General features: G+C 58.5%; 16 protein-coding genes and 3 tRNA genes. 10 read left to right on the top strand and 9 right to left on the bottom strand.

Annotated elements, in window-relative coordinates:
- Window positions 1–12: 12 nt before the first annotated feature.
- The 5 genes from hslO to AC27HQ_RS01140 all read left to right on the top strand — a co-directional run bounded on the left by hslO (window position 13) and on the right by AC27HQ_RS01140 (window position 3171).
- On the top strand, window positions 13–894 hold the full coding sequence (hslO, locus tag AC27HQ_RS01160; protein ID WP_487153979.1) for an Hsp33 family molecular chaperone HslO: 882 nt from the start codon (window positions 13–15) through the stop codon (window positions 892–894).
- 222 nt (window positions 895–1116) lie between these two features.
- Entirely contained in the window at window positions 1117–2661 is a 1545-nt protein-coding gene (locus AC27HQ_RS01155; protein WP_487153978.1) for a phosphoenolpyruvate carboxykinase, read from the top strand.
- A gap of 249 nt (window positions 2662–2910) precedes the next feature.
- Window positions 2911–2986, top strand: a tRNA-Asn gene (locus AC27HQ_RS01150).
- Between the two features lie 12 nt (window positions 2987–2998).
- Window positions 2999–3075, top strand: a tRNA-Pro gene (locus tag AC27HQ_RS01145).
- A 20-nt stretch (window positions 3076–3095) separates the two neighbouring features.
- Window positions 3096–3171 (top strand) — tRNA-Lys (locus AC27HQ_RS01140).
- A 187-nt stretch (window positions 3172–3358) separates the two neighbouring features.
- On the opposite strand, the gene AC27HQ_RS01135 is transcribed toward AC27HQ_RS01140, so the two are convergent.
- Both AC27HQ_RS01135 and AC27HQ_RS01130 read right to left on the bottom strand, forming a co-directional pair.
- Entirely contained in the window at window positions 3359–4681 is a 1323-nt protein-coding gene (locus tag AC27HQ_RS01135) for an NAD(P)/FAD-dependent oxidoreductase (RefSeq protein WP_487153977.1), read from the bottom strand.
- Window positions 4682–4737: 56 nt separating this feature from the next.
- Window positions 4738–4914, bottom strand: a complete 177-nt coding sequence (locus tag AC27HQ_RS01130) for a DUF3094 family protein (protein WP_487153976.1) — start codon at window positions 4912–4914, stop codon at window positions 4738–4740.
- Window positions 4915–5097: 183 nt separating this feature from the next.
- Here AC27HQ_RS01130 and AC27HQ_RS01125 point away from each other — a divergent pair, with 183 nt between their 5' ends.
- Entirely contained in the window at window positions 5098–5784 is a 687-nt protein-coding gene (locus tag AC27HQ_RS01125) for an energy-coupling factor ABC transporter permease (RefSeq protein ID WP_487153975.1), read from the top strand.
- A 63-nt stretch (window positions 5785–5847) separates the two neighbouring features.
- On the top strand, window positions 5848–6063 hold the full coding sequence (locus tag AC27HQ_RS01120) for a hypothetical protein (protein ID WP_487153974.1): 216 nt from the start codon (window positions 5848–5850) through the stop codon (window positions 6061–6063).
- A gap of 7 nt (window positions 6064–6070) precedes the next feature.
- Here the strand turns inward: AC27HQ_RS01120 and AC27HQ_RS01115 are convergent, their stop codons facing one another.
- Window positions 6071–6778, bottom strand: coding sequence for an SIMPL domain-containing protein (locus tag AC27HQ_RS01115; protein ID WP_487153973.1), 708 nt, complete (start codon window positions 6776–6778; stop codon window positions 6071–6073).
- A gap of 176 nt (window positions 6779–6954) precedes the next feature.
- Between AC27HQ_RS01115 and AC27HQ_RS01110 the strand changes: the two genes are divergently transcribed.
- The 3 genes from AC27HQ_RS01110 (at window position 6955) to AC27HQ_RS01100 (ending at window position 9891) form a co-directional block, all read left to right on the top strand.
- Complete coding sequence (locus AC27HQ_RS01110; RefSeq protein WP_487153972.1) at window positions 6955–8229, top strand: ATP-binding protein; 1275 nt, start codon at window positions 6955–6957, stop codon at window positions 8227–8229.
- Window positions 8222–8776, top strand: coding sequence for a response regulator transcription factor (locus tag AC27HQ_RS01105; RefSeq protein WP_487153971.1), 555 nt, complete (start codon window positions 8222–8224; stop codon window positions 8774–8776). The genes AC27HQ_RS01110 and AC27HQ_RS01105 overlap by 8 nt, the downstream gene beginning before the upstream one ends.
- 89 nt (window positions 8777–8865) lie before the next feature.
- Window positions 8866–9891, top strand: a complete 1026-nt coding sequence (locus AC27HQ_RS01100) for a Leu/Phe/Val dehydrogenase (RefSeq protein ID WP_487153970.1) — start codon at window positions 8866–8868, stop codon at window positions 9889–9891.
- A gap of 13 nt (window positions 9892–9904) precedes the next feature.
- Here the strand turns inward: AC27HQ_RS01100 and AC27HQ_RS01095 are convergent, their stop codons facing one another.
- The 6 genes from AC27HQ_RS01095 to glpD form a co-directional block, all read right to left on the bottom strand.
- Window positions 9905–10729: an SDR family oxidoreductase gene (locus tag AC27HQ_RS01095; protein ID WP_487153969.1), complete on the bottom strand. Its 825-nt coding sequence runs from the start codon at window positions 10727–10729 to the stop codon at window positions 9905–9907.
- Window positions 10730–10759: 30 nt separating this feature from the next.
- Window positions 10760–11221, bottom strand: a complete 462-nt coding sequence (locus AC27HQ_RS01090) for a hypothetical protein (protein WP_487153968.1) — start codon at window positions 11219–11221, stop codon at window positions 10760–10762.
- 41 nt (window positions 11222–11262) lie between these two features.
- On the bottom strand, window positions 11263–12075 hold the full coding sequence (locus tag AC27HQ_RS01085; protein WP_487153967.1) for a TatD family hydrolase: 813 nt from the start codon (window positions 12073–12075) through the stop codon (window positions 11263–11265).
- Between the two features lie 3 nt (window positions 12076–12078).
- Window positions 12079–15882: a DUF1631 family protein gene (locus AC27HQ_RS01080; protein ID WP_487153966.1), complete on the bottom strand. Its 3804-nt coding sequence runs from the start codon at window positions 15880–15882 to the stop codon at window positions 12079–12081.
- 185 nt (window positions 15883–16067) lie between these two features.
- Window positions 16068–17651 (bottom strand): peptide chain release factor 3, encoded by a 1584-nt coding sequence (locus AC27HQ_RS01075; RefSeq protein WP_487153965.1) that lies wholly within the window; start codon window positions 17649–17651, stop codon window positions 16068–16070.
- A 44-nt stretch (window positions 17652–17695) separates the two neighbouring features.
- Window positions 17696–19246 carry a glycerol-3-phosphate dehydrogenase gene (gene glpD, locus AC27HQ_RS01070; protein WP_487153964.1) on the bottom strand — a complete coding sequence of 517 codons (1551 nt, stop codon included), beginning with the start codon at window positions 19244–19246 and terminating at the stop codon, window positions 17696–17698.
- Window positions 19247–19551 lie beyond the last annotated feature (305 nt).

Below are 19551 nucleotides of genomic sequence, written 5' to 3'. Positions count from 1 at the left end.
TGGGTTGTTCGCATGTCAGTTGAAGATACCTCCCAGCGCTTTTTGTTTGAACACGCCGATGTGCGTGGCGAGCTGGTCTCGCTCGACCAGAGCTACCGTGAGGTGCTGGCCAAGCACGACTACCCGGAGCCAGTGCAGGCCTTGCTGGGCGAAATGCTGGCAGCGGCGGTGCTGCTGTCGACGACCCTGAAATTTGATGGCCTGCTGGTGTTGCAGGCGCGCTCTCCAGGACCGGTGTCACTGCTGATGGTCGAATGCTCAAGTGATCAGCGGGTCCGTGCCATAGCCCGGTATGCCGATGATCTGCAGGGCTATACTCTGGCAGAACTGATGCCCGAGGCGGTCATGGCCATGACCATTGATCCGGATAATGGCCAGCGTTATCAAGGCATTGTTGCGCTGGAAGGTGAGAGTCTGGCGGCGGCCCTGACAGCTTACTTTGATACCTCCGAACAGTTGCCAACGCTGTTTCGTCTGCAGGCTGATGGGCGGCGTGCCCGCGGGTTCCTGTTGCAGGCCTTGCCCGCCGACCGCCAGAAGGACCCGGAGCAGCGCGCCGCCACCTGGGAACACCTGAGTATCCTGGCCAAAACCCTGAGCGCCGAAGAGCTGCTGTCGCTGGATAACCAGACCGTGCTTTTCCGTCTGTTCCATGAGGAGGAGGTACGGCTGTTTGAGCCGCGCGCAGTCTGCTTCGAGTGCAGTTGTTCGGCTGAGCGTTCAGCCAATGCGCTGGTCAGCCTTGGTCATCAGGATGCACTAAGCCTGTTGCAGGAGCGCGGTGGTGAAATTGAGATAGACTGCCAATTCTGCAATACCCGTTATCGCTACGGCGAAAATGAGCTGGATGAGCTGTTCAGCAATCTCAAGGAACAGGCAAAAAAATTACATTGATGCCTCTAAATCGGGCATTTCAACGATTATAGCCGGTACCTATCAGCATCATGCAAAAGTTGCGCGGAAGAGGTTTAGCGCGCTTGTCTTTTTTTTGGCATAATGCTGCGCCTGCACGCTGACCTGGGAATACTTCTGCGCTTCCCAAGCGATTATATATAGCTGAGGCCGACCATCGGTCTTAATGGAGATTTCGGTCACAGCCGAAGAGGATGACGTTTGATGACGCAAAGTATCCACACCGTACATACTGATCTGAGCGTTGCTCAACTGATCGAACTGGCCATTCAGCGCAACGAAGGTCAGTTGGCCGATACCGGTGCGCTGGTAGTCAATACCGGCGCCCGTACTGGCCGTTCGCCGATGGATCGCTTCATCGTTGAGGAGTCCACGACCCGTGACGCTATTGCCTGGGGTCCGATCAATCGGCCCTTCCCGGCGGACAAGTTCGACGCCCTGTGGCAGCGTGTTGCCGGTTATCTGGCTGAACGCACCAGCTTTGTTTCGCATGTGCATGTGGGTGCCGATCCGGCCCATTACCTGCCCGTGGTAATGAGCACCGAAACCGCCTGGCATAACCTCTTTGGTCGTACCCTGTTCATCAATCCCGAACAGTTCAATCCGGCCAACAAGGAGCGCTGGCAGATTATCAATGCCCCGCACTTTGTCTGTGAGCCTGAGCGTGACGGCACCAACAGCGACGGCTGTGTGATCATCAACTTTGCCCAGCGCAAGGTGCTGCTGGCCGGCATGCAGTATGCCGGGGAAATGAAGAAAGCCATGTTCTCGGTGCAGAACTTCCTGCTGCCAGCCAAGGACGTGCTGCCCATGCACTGTGCCGCCAATGTCGGTGACGAGGGCGATACCACACTGTTCTTCGGTCTGTCTGGTACCGGCAAGACCACCCTGTCTGCCGATCCGGCGCGCAATCTGATCGGTGATGATGAGCACGGCTGGGCGACAGGCTCGGTGTTCAATATCGAAGGCGGCTGCTACGCCAAGTGCATCGACCTGTCGCAGAAGAATGAGCCGGTGATCTGGAATGCCATCAAATTCGGTTCCATCATCGAAAACGTGGTGATTGATGCGGAAACCCGCGTAGCCGATTACACCGATGTCAGCCTGACCCAGAACACCCGTGTGGCTTATCCGCTGGCGCATGTCGAGAAGCGCGTTGAAGCCAACCGTGCTGGTGAGCCGAACGCCATCATCTTCCTGACCTGTGATCTGACCGGTGTGTTGCCGCCCGTCTCCATCCTCAACAATCACCAGGCGGCCTACCACTTCCTGTCCGGTTACACCGCGTTGGTCGGTTCAACCGAGATGGGATCGGGTGGCGGTATCAAGTCGACCTTCTCTACCTGCTTTGGCGCGCCGTTCTTCCCGCGTCCGGCTGGCGAGTATGCCGAGCTGCTGATCAAGCGCATCAATGCCTTCGGTAGCAAGGTCTATCTGGTCAACACCGGTTGGACCGGCGGTCCCTACGGCAAGGGTAATCGCTTCAGCATCCCGACTACCCGCGGCATCATTGCAGCGATTCAGTCCGGTGCGCTGATCAATACCGAAACCGAACATCTGCCGGTCATCAATCTGGACGTGCCCAAGGCGGTTCCGGGGGTTGAAACCGTGCTGCTGAATCCACGTAATACCTGGTCCGAGCAGGCTGAGTATGATGAAGCGGCCAAGGCCCTGGCTAAACTCTTTGTCGAGAACTTCAAGAAGTTCGAGGTAGCAGAAGACATCGTCAAGGCAGGGCCACAGCTCTAAGCTGACCCCGGTACTGAAAACGGACCCGCCTGATGGCGGGTTTTGTTTTTTATAGCCTGATGTCGTCTTGTTTTTTGCCGCAAAAAGCCGAGCTGAACTGTTGTCCGAGGCTATTTCGCGACTGGTTACGAGAATGCCACGATTGACTGTGCATTTTGGGGTTGACAGGCTGGCGCTGGCCGGTAAAATGGCGCGCCTTGGCAGGGGTTATGTAACAGCTGTTACCGCCTCTTCAAGTGTTGAAGTAATTCCGCGATAGCTCAGTTGGTAGAGCAAATGACTGTTAATCATTGGGTCCCAGGTTCGAGTCCTGGTCGCGGAGCCAATTCAAGAAAATCGGGGTATAGCGCAGCCTGGTAGCGCGCCTGCTTTGGGAGCAGGATGTCGAGAGTTCGAATCCCTCTACCCCGACCATTTTCTGTACGTTGAGCACCGGGTCGTTAGCTCAGTTGGTAGAGCAGTTGGCTTTTAACCAATTGGTCGTAGGTTCGAATCCTACACGACCCACCACTCATCTATCAGCGTCAAACCTTCCGTTTGACGTCTTCGCACGATCCAAGCCCATACTCTGATTCCTCCAGCTTCTTCCGAGAAGTACTTTTACCTGTCCGTATGAATTCTGTCTGTTACGCGAATGCGTTGCCTCGCCGGGTTCGGCGCTGATGTGCGCAGACCCGGCGACGCTCTGTTGTGCCCCTCAGTGCAGCTTCAGGCGCGGTTCTGTGCTGCGGCCGATACGGTCGCTGAGCATTAACAGCAGCGTACGTGGAACGCCGTACAAGGCCATCTGGTGCATGCGATACAGCGAGATATAGAAGAGTCTGGCCAGCTTGCCTTCGAGCATCACGCTGCCGGTCAGGTTGCCCATCAGATTGCCTACGGCGCTAAAGCTGGCGAGGGAAATCAGTGAGCCGTAATCCCTGTACTCATACGTCAGCAGGTCCTTGCCCTCAAGTACCCGGCCGAGATTTTTGGCCAGCAGGCTGGCTTGCTGGTGGGCCGCCTGTGCGCGCGGCGGCACAAAGGTGCCAGCTTCGCCGGCCGGGCAGGCGGCACAATCACCAAAGGCGAAAATGCGTTTGTCCAGCGTGCTTTGCAGGGTGCTGTAGACCGCCAATTGATTGATACGGTTGGTTTCCAGGCCCAGCTCGGTCAGGAAGGCCGGTGCCCGTATACCCGCGGCCCAGACCTTGAGTGAGGCGGGGATGCACTCGCCGTTGGCCAACAGCAGATGCTCGGCGGTCACTTCCTTTACTGCCGCACCGGTATGCAGATACACGCCCAGACTTTTCAGGGTCTCGGTAACCGGAGTGCCGATGCGCTCAGGCAGGGCGGGCAGCACCCTTGGGCTGGCCTCAATCAGATTGATATGCAGGTCTTCAGGTCTGATGCGATCCAGCCCATAGGCTTGCAGCAGCCGTGCGGCATGGTGCAGTTCGGCTGCCAGCTCGACACCGGTTGCGCCGGCACCGATGATGGCGACATTGATGCGCTCACTGACGCCCTGTTCGCCACGGGCCTGGGCTTTCATGTACTGATTCAGCAGCAGGCGGTGAAAACGCTCGGCCTGGGCGCGGGTATCCAGAAACAGACAGTGCTCAGCCGCACCGGGTGTATTGAAATCGTTGGTTGTGCTGCCCACCGCCAGCACCAGATAGTCATAGCCCAGCTCGCGCTCGGGTATCAACTCCTGGCCCAGATCATCGAGTATGGCCCCCAGCTTGATCAGCCGGCGCTCACGGTCCAGACCACGCATGGCGCCAAGCTGAAAGTGGAAGTGATTCCACTTGGCCTGGGCAACGTAGTTCAGTTCGTCTTCGGTGGAGTTCAGGGAGCCGGCGGCCACTTCATGCAGCAGCGGCTTCCAGATATGGGTCATGTTGGCATCGACCAGGGTGATGCGTGCGCGCTTGCGCTTGCCCAGGCGGCGGCCCAGACGGGTGGCTAATTCCAGACCGCCGGCACCTCCGCCGACGATCAGGATACGGGGCAGGGCACTATCGCTCGTGTTTTGCGTCATGGCTGAAACTCACTGATAAATGAAACTGTGATCAGCGCTGACGCAGTCTCGCGGCGTTATCCCAGAACCAGGCCCGCCAGCATGCGCGCGAGCAGGCCCATGCCTACGACGGCGCCGAAGATAATGCCCAGCAGGAGCCAGATGTTGAAAGGCTTGCGGTCCACTTTCTGGGCGGGCAGGTTGAGATACTCATCGACCTTTTTCTGGTCTTCAGGGTACAGGCGGCTAGGCATGTGCTGACCTTTTATTTTGAGCTGGTGCAAGGCGACGCTGCGTCAACTTGAGCTGACTTTCAGGCATTCTAGACCTGACTGACGTGGATTGCATCAATTCAGGCTGTAACACTACGCTGTGCCACAGTGTGAAGGCGCTGACGGATTGTTATGATCAGACACTCCAGCCAACGGAGTGTTTCCATGCTTGCTGTCAGCCTGCTGACCACGACCCAGATGGTACTGGGCTTGTTGTTATACACCGGGGTATTGCTCTGGGCCGCCATGCGTGTGCCGTGGATCGAATTGCTGGCGGACAGCCGGCGTCAGCATCTGTTTTACGGCAGTGTCTTTGTGCTCTTTGTCCTGTGGCTGGTGCGTCGGGACTTTGATAGCGGCCTGACCTTCCACTTTATCGGCCTGACCGCGGTGACCCTGCTGCTTAACTGGCACCTGGCAATCCTCGCGGGGACGCTGGCGCAACTGGCGCTGCTGGTATTGGGGTTGGATGAGCCGGAGGCTTTCGGCATCAACGGCCTGTTGCGCGTGCTGTTACCGGTAATGGTGACCGTGCTGGTCAGTCAGGCTCTGGAGCGGCTGCGACCCAGCAACCTGTTTGCCTACATCTTTGTCAGTGGTTTTACCTCGGCGGCTTTGGCAGCGGTTGTCACCGTGCTAGCGGGTATTGGCTTGTTGGCCTGGTCGGGTCAGATGGCCGCGCCGGACTCATTGCTGGAGGTGTTTGGTTATCTGTTGTTGGTGGCTTTTCCCGAAGCCTTTATCAACGGTACCGTGATCACCGGTCTGGTAGTTTTTTATCCGGATTGGCTGGACACCTTTGACGGCGACCGTTATTTGCAAGAACCCTTAGGTCCGGATGACAGATCCTGAGCCAGATCAATGTCGCGCTTGGCTAGCTATGCTTCAATTGGGCTTTGGAATGGGAGTCGGAACATGTCTGTATATAAATTGGCGGCAGCCTTGATGCAGGACAATATTGCCCGTGCCGAGGCCGAGGGCTTCACTGACCAGGCTCTGGCACGTGCCATGATCAGCGAAATTATTGGCGTTTATCGGCGTGAGCGTACCCAGGCGGATATTGCCCATGAACTGCAGTTCCTCGCCGAGAACCTCGACGAGGATGCTGATTACGCGTTCATGCGCCCCTGAGCCGGCTTCAGGGCATCAATACTTCGATGATGCCGTCGGCGCTGACGCTGACATCGGCCTGGCCGCCTTCAACCGAAGGGCTAGCCATTTCCATATCCGCTGACATGCTCGACATGCGTGCTTGACGCAGCATGGGAGGCGGCATGAATTGGCTGTTGAGGTTGAGACTGACGATCTTGTATCCGTTGCCACCGAGGCTTTGGCTGGCAATCTCGGCACGTGCCTTGAAGGCCTCGATGGCTTCACGAATCAGCTCATCCTCGGTGCTACGGCGGCTGACGGCTGACAGGCTGAACTGCATGTCGTTCAGGCTCAGTTGACCAAGCAGTTCGCCGGTCAGGTTGGAGAGCGTGGCAAAGTCATTGCTTTCAAGAATGATTTCTCCACGTTCGCGCCAAGCGGTAATGGTCTGACCCTTATCGTCATAGACCGGTTGACTGCTGCGGCTGCCACTGGAAACGCGAACACTCTCGTGGCCACGGGCAATGGCGAGTGCCGCATTGAGACGCGTGGTAATGCGGTTGGCCAGGTCTGCCGCATTGTCATCCTGATCCTGGGCATACAGGCGCACGCGAAGCAGATCATGATTGACGGCGCGTTGCACTTCGGCACGCAGGGCAACCTGATTGTAAGTTTGTTCGGCAGCGTACAAGCTGCCAATGCAGCCAAGCAGAAGACTGCCGGTCAGCAGGGCGGATAACAGTGATGGGCGCATAGTTGAACTCCTGTAGGGATGCGGCTTTGACAGTGGCGCAGGGTAAATAATTCCCGAGCATCCTGATACATCGCGCGGATGGTTCGCCGCACGCAATTATGCGACGCTGTGACACAGCTTGGTTGTTCAATACCGAGCCTATACTGGAGCGCCAATCTGTGTCGAATCGGTTTCTTATGAGCCCCAAGACCCTTGCCCTGTCGCCTACCCGGCAGAACCTCTGGCGGTTAATTCTGATTCGCTTGCTGGTTTTGCTGGCACAAAGCCTGTCGGTCATGGGCGCCTATGTCAGCGGCTGGTTCCCCTTGCCCTGGGCACCCCTTTTGCTGACCCTGGGTCTATCTGCGCTGGTTAGCATAGTGACGCTGCTACGCCTGTCGCGGCGCTGGCCAGTAACCGATTTCGAATATGGCTTGCAGCTGTGTTTCGACATGCTGATTCATAGCGTCCTGCTGTACTACTCGGGTGGTCCGACTAACCCCTTCGTGTCCTATTATCTGGTGCCGCTGACCATCGCGGCGGCCACCCTGCCGTGGTTTTACACTGCGGTGCTCGGTGGCTTTGCGGTGGCAGCCTACAGTGTGCTGCTACTTTGGTACGAACCGTTGAACGCCTTTGTCCTGCCGGTCAGTCGCGGTTCGATCAATCTGCATACCATCGGCATGTGGCTGAATCTGGCCATGAGTGCCGGCTTGATCAGTCTGTTCGTGGTGCGCATGGCGGCCGCGCTGCGCCAGCATGCCGAGCGCCTGGCCGAACGACGCGAACAAAGCATGCGTGACACCCAGTTATTGGGTATAGCCAGTGTGGCTGCCGGAGCCGCCCATGAGTTGTCTACGCCACTCTCGACCATGAGTGTGCTGCTCAAGGACTTGCGCAGTGACTACGCTGATCCGCATTTGCAGGAGGACCTGGCCCTGCTGCAGGAGCAGGTCAAGCTGTGCAAGGACAGCCTGCAGCATATGGTTCGCAGCGCTGAGCAAAGCCGTCTGCAGCCCAGCCGACCCGAAGTGGCTGATGTCTGGCTGAAGGGCCTGCTGACCCGTTGGCAGTTGATGCGGCCCGAAGCCTCGTGGCAGTGGATGCCGCTGCCGTCGGGTCCTGTGCCCAGTTTGCAATCCAGCCCGGAGCTGGGGCAGGCAGTACTGAATCTATTGAACAACGCCGCTGATGCCTGCCTGGAGGGAATCGAGATAAGCCTCAGTTGGGATAGTCGGCGTCTGACCCTGACGATACGCGACTACGGCCCCGGCGTGCCACTGCATGTGGCCGAACAATTGGGCACAGCCTTTGTAACCACCAAGGACAAGAAGGGTTTTGGCCTGGGGCTGTTTCTCAGCCAGGCTGCCGTTGAGCGCACCGGCGGCAGTGTGCGCCTATACAATCAGGAGGGCGGCGGGACGCTGAGTGAAGTGATCCTGCCCATTACCCAGGAGAAAGCAGATGAATGAGCCAAGCGAGCTGGAGGAGCAGCCTTTGTTGCTGCTGGTGGACGATGATCCGACCTTTACCCGGGTCATGGCCCGGGCGCTGTCACGCCGGGGCTTACGGGTAAATACCGCAGGCGATGCCGAAGAAGCCATGCAGCTGGCCCGTGAAGAGCAGCCCGACTACGCGGTGTTGGACCTGAAAATGGAGGGTGACTCCGGCCTGGTGCTGTTACCGCGCTTGCTGGAGCTGTATCCGGAGCTGCGGGTGGTTATTCTTACCGGCTACTCGAGCATCACCACTGCGGTCGAAGCCATCAAACGCGGTGCCTGCAACTACCTGTGCAAACCGGCGGATGCCGATGATGTATTGACGGCGTTGCTGTCAGATCAGGCCGATCCCGAAACCCTGGTGCCGGAGCATCCGATGTCGGTTGACCGTTTGCAGTGGGAACACATACAGCGCGTTCTGGCCGAGCATGAGGGGAATATTTCTGCGACAGCGCGGGCGTTGGGCATGCATCGCAGGACCTTGCAACGCAAGTTGCAGAAGCGCCCGGTCAGGCGTTGAGGGTCAAAGTTTGGATTTTTGTCCTTAAGCAACTAGGGTGAAGACTGTGTTCTGATAGTGTTCAGCGGTTCTCCAGTGGGGTGATCAGCATGTTTGCAGAAATGCGTAGCGACCGGACCGAGTCTGTCCACCTGTTCACCGACAGGGTCAGCGGTCTGGAGGCGATCATTGCGATTCACAGCAGTCGGCTCGGCCCCGCTTTGGGAGGCTGTCGTTATATGCCCTATGCGAGCCAGCAGGACGCCTTCAATGACGCCCTGCGTCTGGCCCGCGGCATGAGTTACAAGGCGGCGCTGGCCGGGCTTGAACATGGCGGAGGCAAGGCGGTGATTATCCGTCCCGCCCATGTGCCAGATCGGGCGAGCCTGTTCGAAGCCTTTGGTCGCTGCATTGAATCCCTGCGCGGCAGTTACATTACCGCCATGGACAGCGGTACCGGAAATGAGGACATGGACTGCATCGCCCAGCAGACCGGGCATGTGACCAGTACCACACAGGCTGGGGATCCATCACCGCACACGGCACTCGGGGTGCTGGCGGGCATCAAAGCGGCTGCCCGCGCCAGGCTCGGTAGCGATGACTTGAATGGTGTGCGCATCGTGTTGCAGGGCTTGGGCAATGTTGGCTACGCCCTGGCCCAGTTGCTGGTTACCGAGGGCGCGGAGCTTCAGGTTACCGATCTGGATGCCGGCAAGGTACGCCTGGCCATTGATGAACTGGGGGTCAGTCCGGTGGCCGCGGATGCCGTGTATGAATCACCCTGCGATATATTTGTGCCCTGCGGACTGGGCGGCGTTCTGAATAGGGGCAGCATCAATCAACTGCGTTGTGCCGCCATCGCCGGTGCCGCCAACAATCAGCTGGCGGATGCCGAGTCAGCTGATCTGCTCGATAGCCGTGGCATTCTCTACAGTCCCGATTATGTGATCAACGCCGGTGGCCTGCTGCATGTGGCCTTGACCCACAGGGGCGACAGCCCGGGTACCATTGCAGCGCGGGTAAGGCAGATTGGCTCGCAGCTGGATCAGTTGTTTGCCCAGAGTCTGGCCGAGGGCCGTTCTCCAGCCGAGGTGGCGGACCGGCGCGCCGAGGCCATTCTTTACCCCGACGGCTGAGCGCTGGTCGGTTTCAGCTCTTGTCCAGACCAAAACGCTTGCGCAGCTGTGTCTCCAGAATCGAAGTGGGCAACCAGCGCTTCATGCGCACCATGCTGCGGGCGCTGGTGCCAATCAGCGCGGTTTCCGGGCGCAGCGGATTCTTGATATAGCCCATCAGTTCCTCGGCGAAATCCGCAGACGACGTTGAACTGGCCTTTTGCGAGGCTTTGGCTCGAGCCTGTACAGCCTTTTCCCAGGGCTTGAACCAGGATGCCTCGGCCAGTGTGATGGCGGCGCTGGCGTTGTTGCCAAAATCCGAAGCAATGGCACCGGGCTGAACGGTCAGGACACCTATCTCAAAGGGCGCCAATTCCATGCGCAGGGCTTCTGACAGGGCATGCAGGGCGGCCTTGGAGGCGCAGTAGACGCCGGAAAAAGGCGTGGTGGTGACCCCCGAGACACTGCCGATATTGACGATCAGGCCTTTGTTGGCGCGCAGCAAGTCGGCGCAGGCGCGGACCAGTTGGATGGGCGCAAAGACATTGGTGTCGAACTGCTTGAGCAGGGTGTCGCGATCAGCGTCGAGCACGGGTCCCATGGCCCCATAACCGGCATTGTTGACCAGCAGGTCTAGGCGCCCGGCTTCGCTTTGCAGCCGCTCTGCGCAGGCTTCAATCTGCTCGGCATCGTTGACATCCAGGGTCACCGCGACCGCTCCACGGGCAACCAGCGCTGCCAGGCTGTCCGGGTTGCGCGCGGTGGCCCAGACCTGGTAGCCCTCGTCGAGGCAGCGGTTGGCAAGCGCCTGGCCAATGCCGCTGGAGCAGCCGGTGATCAAAGCAACAGGTGAGGTCATGGTGTCGGCCTTATGCAAAGTGGTGGGTTCTTATTGGAATTCAGCCTGAATGTTGTCGGCACTGAAGCGCAGCTCCGAGGCGCGATAGCCCCGCCGCAAGGACGGAATGGCAAAACAGCTCTGCCAGCTCTCGCCGGCCTGGATTGGTCGGTCAGTCTGGTACTCATCGCTACGGACACTGACGTCCAGCAGGTTGGCGCTCTGGCCTGGCTGGTTGGCCAGCAACTGCCAACTGACGGTCCTGGCAGTGCGTTCAGTTCGATTGGCAATGCTGATCTGAAGCGGTTTGCCAAAGGCGCATTGTTCCGGTTGGTACAGGACGCTGAATTCCAGTTGCTCGATCAGGCGGCTATTGAACCATTGCTGCAAGCCAACTGCCCCCGCCAGCAACAGTATCAGTGCCAGAAGAATGCCGCTAAAGGGCAACATGACCCGCGGAAAGCGCAGCAGCATGACCAACCAGAAAACAAACAGGGCGATGCCAAGTGGCATGGAGTGCTCCAGAAAAAGGATGTTCAATGACCAAGACTTTATCAGACCTTAACATCACCCGGTGCCCAGCCAAACAATTCGCAACTGTTGTGTAGGCAGGCGTTGGCCAGCTGTGCTGGACTTTCGTTACGCAGTTGGGCGAGTTCATGGCAGATTTGCGCCAGGGCGGCCGGGTTATTGCGTTGCCCGGCCAGAAAGGCCGGTGCCATGTCAGGCGAGTCGGTTTCCAGTACCAGACTGTCCAGCGGCAGTGAGGCCAGCGTGCGCCGCAGGCGCAGTGCCTGCGGCCAGGTTGCAGCACCACCAAGGCCGAGCTTGAAGCCCAGGCGACAGTACTCTCTGGCTTCCTCGGGACTGCCGGCAAAGGCATGGATGATCCCGGCCCGCGGCAGCCGATAGCGCTTTAGGGTGGCAATGGTGACAGCATGGGCCCGCCGGACATGCACTAACACGGGCAGGTTGAAGTCCCGAGCCAGCTGCAATTGCGCTTCGAACAGTCGTTGTTGATGGTCGCGGTCGGCGTCCGTCACATAGTAATCCAGGCCTGTCTCGCCGACAGCGCAACACTGCGGATGGCTGATGTATGCGGCCAAGCAGTCGCGCAGTGCAATCAGGTCGTCGGGTTGGTGCTGATGGCTTAACACGGGATGCAAACCGAAGGCCGCATACAGCTGGGGATGGCTGCTGCACAGTTGCCAGATCCGTGACCAGTTATCCCGCAGCACCCCCAGTACAACCAGCCGGGCAACCCCCTGGGCACGACAGTCGGCCAATACCTGCTGGCGGTCGGCATCAAAGTCAGGAAAATCCAGATGCGTATGGGTATCGATATAGCGCGCTGTGGGGCTGGACATGGCTCAGATTTCCAGCGGTATGTCGCTGGTCATTAGCTGCTCCAGCAACATGGGTTTGCCAATGTGAAAGCCCTGGGCGTAATCCACCCCGAGCTGGCTGACGATCTCCAGAATCTCGACGCTTGAGACGTACTCGGCGATGATTTTCTTGCCTAGAAAGTGGCCCATCTCGGTGATGGACTTGACCAGGGCAAAATCGAAATTGTCCTCGGCAATGTTGCGAATAAAGGCCCCGTCGATCTTGATGAAATCCACGGGAAGGCGTTTCAGGTAGGCGTAGGAGGATTGCCCTGAGCCAAAGTCGTCGAGTGAAAAGCGGCAGCCAATTTCCTTCATTTCATTAATAAAGTCGGCGGCGTCGGCCAGGTTGTCGATGGCGGCGGTTTCGGTAATTTCAAAGATCAGCTTGTCTCTGGGTACGTTGTAACTGACCAGTAATTCAAAGAGAAAATCCAGAAACGACTCATCGTTCAGTGAGCAGCCGGAAAGATTGACGGAAAAGCCGCCGAAACCGGCGAGTTGCTCGGGGTTGGCGTCCATCCAGCGCAGCACGGTTTCGATGACCCAACGGTCTACCGCGCCCATGCGATTGAACTCTTCGGCGGCCTTGATAAAGTCGGCTGGCGCAAGGTGCTCACCGTGCTCATCAACCACAGTCAGGAGAATCTCATAGTGGGTGTTGGCGGCGCTGGCATCGGCAATCGGGGCGATTTTCTGGCAACGTACCTTCAAGCGGTTTTCGTCCAGTGCGCGGGTGATGCGGGTGACCCAGGAAATCACTTCATCGCGTTCGCGGAAACGCGTATCTCCGGGCTTGATGATCTGGATGTCACGGTGACCGGATTTCTTGCTCATCTCGGTGACGGTTTCGATCGAGCGCAGCAGCTCCATGGGTTCAGGGCTGTGTTTGTCGATGGCGATCATCGACATGGCGCAGGCAATGGTAAAACTGTGCTCGCCGCTGACAAAGCGCCTCAGTTCAATCGCCGATTTGAGCGCCACAGCCAACCTGAAACCCTCATTCTGGGTGTTCACGGGCAGGATCATGGCGAACTGATCAACCCCCACGCGCCCGGCCACCGGGGTATTACCGATGGTGTCGCGGATGGTCGTGGCAATGCTTTGCAATAACTGGTCTCCGGCTTCATAACCGCAGGTGTTATTGACTAGCTTGAACTGCATGACATCCATGAACAACAGGGCGAAGCGCGCCTCGCCGTCCCGCGCGCGGGAAACACCATCGCCCAGGGCGCGTATGAATTCACGGCGGGTCTTGAGTCCGGTCAGGGGGTCCATGGCCGCTTCGATGGCCAGCTTGTCGTAGACGGTCTGTACCAGTGAGTCGAGACCCTGTTCCAGTGCCGGGCTATCGGCATCCTTGAGCAGGGTCAGGCCGCCGTTGCGCAGCAGTTCGGCCACCATTTCCAGTGGCATTTCTTCGGCTTTACTGCCGCGGTGATTGCAAAAAACCATAAGCCCGCTATCTGGGTCGGTCCAGGCAAGATAATAGAGTCGGATGTCCTTGCCCTGGCTGTGACGCTCCAGCCACTGGCCAGGCTGCAGTTGCCGGGCACGTTTGCGCCAGCGCTGCTGGTCCTTGTTCACTAGCGGATCTGCTTCAGTGGTGGCATCCGGTTTGCTGGCTGGCGCGGAGGCAGGTATGAAATGACGGGTTTTGACTTCGGTGTTCTCCGGGTCGCGGAGCAGATTGTCCAGGTCAATGATGACGTCCTTGTGGCGAGCAGTTGAGTCCGGGATTTTCGACAGCCCCTTGCTGATCAGGTTCATCAGTTTTTTCGCGCTGAAGCGCAGCCGCTTTTCGTCCCATTGGCCCGGAACCGTGCGCACAATGAGTTGATCCAGTACGACCAGCGGCATTTCCCAGGCCAGGCTGCCGACGCCTTCGCGGATATAGCTTAAGCGCATCAGCTCCGTCCAGCCGTTGTCGATCAGAGCCAGGATGGGCTCGGCCAGTCTATGATTGGCCAGCAGGGTGGTCAGCTCCTGTTCGATCAGAGCGTTGGCCTGGTTGATCCGTTGCTGGCCTTCGCAGGCTTCAGTAACTCGCCTCAGGTTGCGCGCGAATAGCTGTTGCTCGCGATGTACGCGCTCATCCAGACCACTGAGAATCTTGCCAAAGGCCTCATTGTTGTCGCTTTCGTCGGCCAGCAGGGTGCGTATCGCCTCGATCACTACCTGACGATTGTCATCCACGTTGATACTGCGTTGATCGGCCAGACGGGCGATCTGGTTGATAGCCTGGCGTGCAGGGTGGTGCTCTGCCGAGAACAGCTCTGGATCCTTGAGCATGACCTTGAGTAGCGGGATTTCCAGCTTGCGCAGTTCACAGCGCAGATCCTCGAGTATCTGCCCGTTGTGCACGATATGCTCGAACAGACTCTCGACCATCTCGACCGAATTCTGCTCCTGACTGCCGAGGCGTTGGCCCGGCGCTACTGAGGATTGCAGGAATTGTCGCAGCGCGCCCGGAGACTCGAGCTGTGCCTTGCCCAGAAGCACCGCCTGTTGCAGTTGCTGCAGAGTGGTCTGTAGCTGTTCCGGCGGCATGCTGATCATGGCCGGCATGGTGGCCGCGTGTCCTGGTCTGCGGCGCAGCTGACGCTCTACGGAGAGGAGCCTGGAGGCGGTTGAGAAGGCGCTCTGGCTGCCGGTGCCGGTTTCCTTGAGCTGGGCTTGTGCCGGTACCGGGCCAGCAGTGGAGGAGGTTGACTCGGGACTGGCGTCGACAGCCCCTTGGGTGGCCTGGCGCTGCGTGGCTAGATATGCCGATATATCAATATCAGGCAAGACCCCGGCATCCATGAATAGCTGGTTAAGCGGCGCATAGACCTTGTCCAGTGACTGCATCAGCACATCGTGGAATAGCTGGAACAGCTGCTTGCGTTGTTCCAGCGTCATGACCAGCTTATCGATGGCGTCGGCAAAGCTGAGGGCAATGGCTGCCGGGGAGTAGGGGTTCCAGATTCGCGTCTGACCGGGCATGGCAAAGGCCGCCTCGATACGCACCTGCAATGCCAGCAAGGGCTCCTGCAGACGCTGCTCAGCACGTGAAATAACCATGCGCACCACCAGCCAGTTTTCGAAGGCGTCCTTGGCTACCAGGGACAGGCTGTTATGTGTTGCAGCACTGCCCTGTTCAGGCTGAGCGTCCTGCGCGGCGGTGTCCGGGAGCTGACCCTCGGCAATCTCACTGGCCTGGCGACAGAGACTGCTGACTGTCTGTTGCGTGAGGCGCTGACTGAGGGCGCGAAGCTGAATCTGCAAATCCAGATAGCGTTGCTGATCAGTATGGGTGCGTTGCTGTTCGGCGGCCTCGAACAGGGCTCGATCAATGGCCTGGAAAAAGGCTTCGAAGCGGTTGTCGAGGTAGCTGCGCATCAGTCGATTGGTGGACTGGATAAGATGTCGACGCTGCTCCAGGTTCAGTGTCTGCTGGGGTGTGGCGCGCAACAGGCTGTCAATGGCCTCGTTCTGCTGCTGTTGGGCGGCCTGTTGTAGCAGGGACAGATCCGCAGGGTTCTGTTCGGTCAGGCGCAAACCCAAACCGGCACCGGTGATATGGGCCAGATTGACGCGCAGGGTTACGGGCTGGTTTTTCAGGCTGAAGTCGATCAGCGCAGGTTGGTCAATCTTGAGGCTTGAGGGCTGCTCGTTGGGCTGGTCGAGACTGATCAGCAGGCCATCATGGCTGAACTCCCGGATCAGGCAGTGGTGCGCCGATCCATTGGCAAAGCGGATAATCGCCTTGATAGCAATGCGCTGGCGCGAGAAAAGTCTTTTGTCCACAGCTACACCTTGGCTTCATGCCAAAAAGACTGAATCCTTTCAGTCTAGCGTTGCTGGCGCCAATGAACAGCCATGTGGCCTGAATCTGGCACAGAATGTCATTCAGGCCATCAGACTGGCGCGCAGAGACTCGGGTGCGCATGTTCTACTCGCAGCTTGTGGCTTGCCGCTTGAAACTGAGCCGCTCAGTGGTGCTCGCGGGTGGCGCGGAAGGTGATGTCCGGCCAGCGCTCTTCGGTCAGATTCAGGTTGACCCGAGTAGGTGCCAGGTAGGTCAGGTGTCCGCCACCATCAACGGCCAGGTTCTCCATGGCCTTGTTGCTGAATTCCTCGAGCTTTTTCTTGTCACTCGACTCAATCCAGCGCGCTGACCAGACGTTGACCGGCTCATACATGCACTCGACCTTGTATTCTTCCTTGAGGCGACTGGCAACCACATCGAACTGCAGAACCCCGACGGCGCCGAGGATGATGTCGTTGCTGCGTTGCGGAAAGAACACCTGGGTGGCGCCTTCCTCAGCCAGTTCCTGCAGGCCCTGGCGCAATTGCTTGGACTTCAGTGGGTCCTTCAGACGTACGCGGCGAAACAGTTCGGGGGCAAAGTGCGGGATGCCGGTAAAGCCGATCTTTTCGCCCTCGGTAAAGGTATCGCCAATCTGGATGGTGCCATGGTTGTGCAAACCGATGATATCGCCAGCCCAGGCTTCTTCCAGGTGCTCGCGCTCGGCGGCAAAGAAGGTCAGGGCATCGGCAATGCGTAATTCCTTGCCGGTTCTCACATGGAAGAGTTTCATACCCTTTTCATAGTGGCCGGAGCAGATACGCATGAAGGCAATGCGGTCGCGGTGCTTGGGGTCCATGTTCGCCTGGATCTTGAACACAAAGCCACTGAAGCTCGACTCGCTCGGTTGGACTTCACGCTCATGGGCCGGACGTGGCAGCGGCTTGGGCGCCCAATCGACTACCGCGTCCAGTACCTGATCGACACCGAAGTTGCCCAGTGCTGTGCCGAAGAACACCGGGGTCATTTCGCCCTTGAGAAAGGCCTCGCGCTCGAAAACGTGACAGGCACCCTGCACCAGCTCGAGTTGCTCGACAAAGCTGTCGTACAGGTCATCAAGGTGGGCCCGGGCCTCATCCGAATCGAGGTGTTTGATGATACGTTGTTCGGTACGCTCATGGCCGTGTCCGGCCTGGTAGACAATGATGTAGTCGCCTTCCAGGTGATACACACCCTTGAAGTCCCGGTAACAGCCAATCGGCCAAGTTACCGGGGCGGCCTTGATATTCAGTACCGCCTCAATTTCATCAAGCAGTTCGATCGGATCGCGGATATCGCGGTCAAGCTTGTTGATGAAGCTGACAATCGGCGTGTCGCGCAACCGGCAGACATCCATCAGGGCAATGGTGCGGGGTTCTACACCTTTACCGCCATCCAGTACCATCAGCGCTGAATCCACGGCCGTCAGGGTGCGGTAGGTGTCTTCAGAGAAGTCTTCGTGACCGGGGGTGTCGAGCAGGTTGATCATGCAGTCACGGTAGGGAAACTGCATCACCGAGGTGCTGACCGAGATGCCGCGTTGCTTTTCCATGGCCATCCAGTCCGACGTGGCATGCCGGTCGGATTTGCGTGCCTTGACCGTACCCGCCACGTTGATCGCCTGACCCATCAGCAACAGGCGTTCGGTGATGGTGGTTTTACCTGCATCCGGGTGCGAGATGATGGCAAAGGTACGGCGTTTGGCGACTTCGGCGGCGGCGATGCTCATTGAAAACCTTGTAGTCTGACAGGAATGGCGGATTCAGCCGCGCATTATACCCCATTGTCGGCGGTAACTTGCGTGTCCTGCGCGCGCAGTTGATTGATAAGGCGCTGCAGGGCCGGCAGGTTGATCTGCGCCTGATGCAGGCCCAGCTTGGTCCGGCGCCAGAGAATATCCTCGCTGGTCTGGGCCCATTCATGCTGGATCAGGTAGGTCACCTCACGGGCATACAGACCGGCACCAAAATGCTCGCCAAGATCCTCGGACTGCTGGCACAGGCTGAGAAAGCCTTTGCACAGGGTGCCATAGGTCCTCACATAGCGTTGTGCCAATGCGTTATCCAGCCAGGGATAGCGCTGTTGCAGTTCGTTCAGCAGGTCGACCGGCGAGTCGAAGTCACCACCCGGTAGACTGGCTGAAGCGGTCCAGGCCTGGCCCGCTAGCCCCGCCTGATGGCAGAGGCTGTCCATGGCGGCCTCTGCCAGTTTTCGGTAGGTGGTGATCTTGCCACCAAATACCGAGAGCAGGGCGGCCTGGCCAGCGGGTGCATCAATCACGAAACGGTAGTCGCGCGAGGCCTTCTGGGCCGATTGTGCGGCTTCATCCATCAGTGGGCGCACACCGGCAAAGTGCCAGACAATGGCGGCGCGTGACAACGGCTGACGGAAGTGCTGATTGACCACGCTTAACAGATACTCGACCTCATCATCAGAAATGATCACGGCAGAGGGATCGCCGTGATAGTCGACGTCGGTGGTGCCAATCAGAGAGAAGTCATTCTCGTAGGGGATGACAAAGACAATACGGCCATCGTCGTTCTGCAGAATATAGGCTTCATCGCCATAATAAAGGCGCGGCACCACCAGATGACTGCCCTTGACCATACGGATGCGCTCGGGATTGGCCTGGGCCAGCGGGCCCTGCAACACCTGGCTGACCCAGGGGCCAGCGGCATTGACCAGGGTACGGCTGAGCACCGAGTGTTGTTTGCCCGTGTTGTTGTCCCGGTAGTGAACCCGCCACAGATTGCCTTCGCGGGTCGCAGCAACGACCTGACAACGGGGCTGAACAAGGGCTCCGCGCTGGGCTGCGGCCATGGCACAGAGCACCACCAGCCGGGCATCATCAACCCAGCCGTCGGAGTACTCGAAACCCCGGTGGATGCCCTCGACCAACGGCCCTTGCGCGGCAAAGCGAATACCGTGTGAGCCGGCCAGGCGTTTGCGCCTGGCAAGGTGGTCATACAGAAACAGGCCGATGCGAATCATCCAGGCCGGGCGTAGATGCGGGCGGTGTGGCAAGCGAAAGCGCAACGGCCAGATGATATGTGGCGCATTGCTCAGCAGGGTTTCCCGCTCCTTGAGGGCCTCGCGTACCAGTCTGAACTCGTAGAACTCCAGATAGCGCAGGCCGCCATGGATCAGTTTGCTGCTGCTTGAAGAGGTGGCCGAACCCAGATCATGCATTTCCAACAGCAGTACCTTGAGACCGCGGCCCGCCGAATCCATGGCGATGCCGCAGCCATTCACGCCGCCACCAATGACTACAAGGTCGTAATCGGGCTGGCCGCCTTGGAGCGGCTTGGCGGTGGTCTCGGTCATGCGGTGAATCCTCGTTGACGGTCTTGAGCTTGACCATAGTACACCGCCGGGCTTGTCGGAACTGTGTCAGTCACATGCAACTTTGTTGCTTGTGATTGACCTGTTCAAGTGCGTGCATATGATTCCTGCACAGATCAGATGCACCCCGGGATGCAGTCAAGGAGGTATTCATGCGGCTGATCTCTTTTAGAAACAGTTAATTAACAGATAATTGGTGTTTGTGGCACGAGCTTTGCTTTTTACCCTTACGGGAGCAGGCCGAACAATACAGGCAGTAATCGCTCCACCACACTACATCGAGTACG

This window comes from Halopseudomonas sp. 4NH20-0008 (assembly GCF_057548395.1).
The sequence above is the reverse complement of the archived record's forward strand: the minus strand, read 5'-3'. Positions and strand labels throughout refer to the sequence as shown.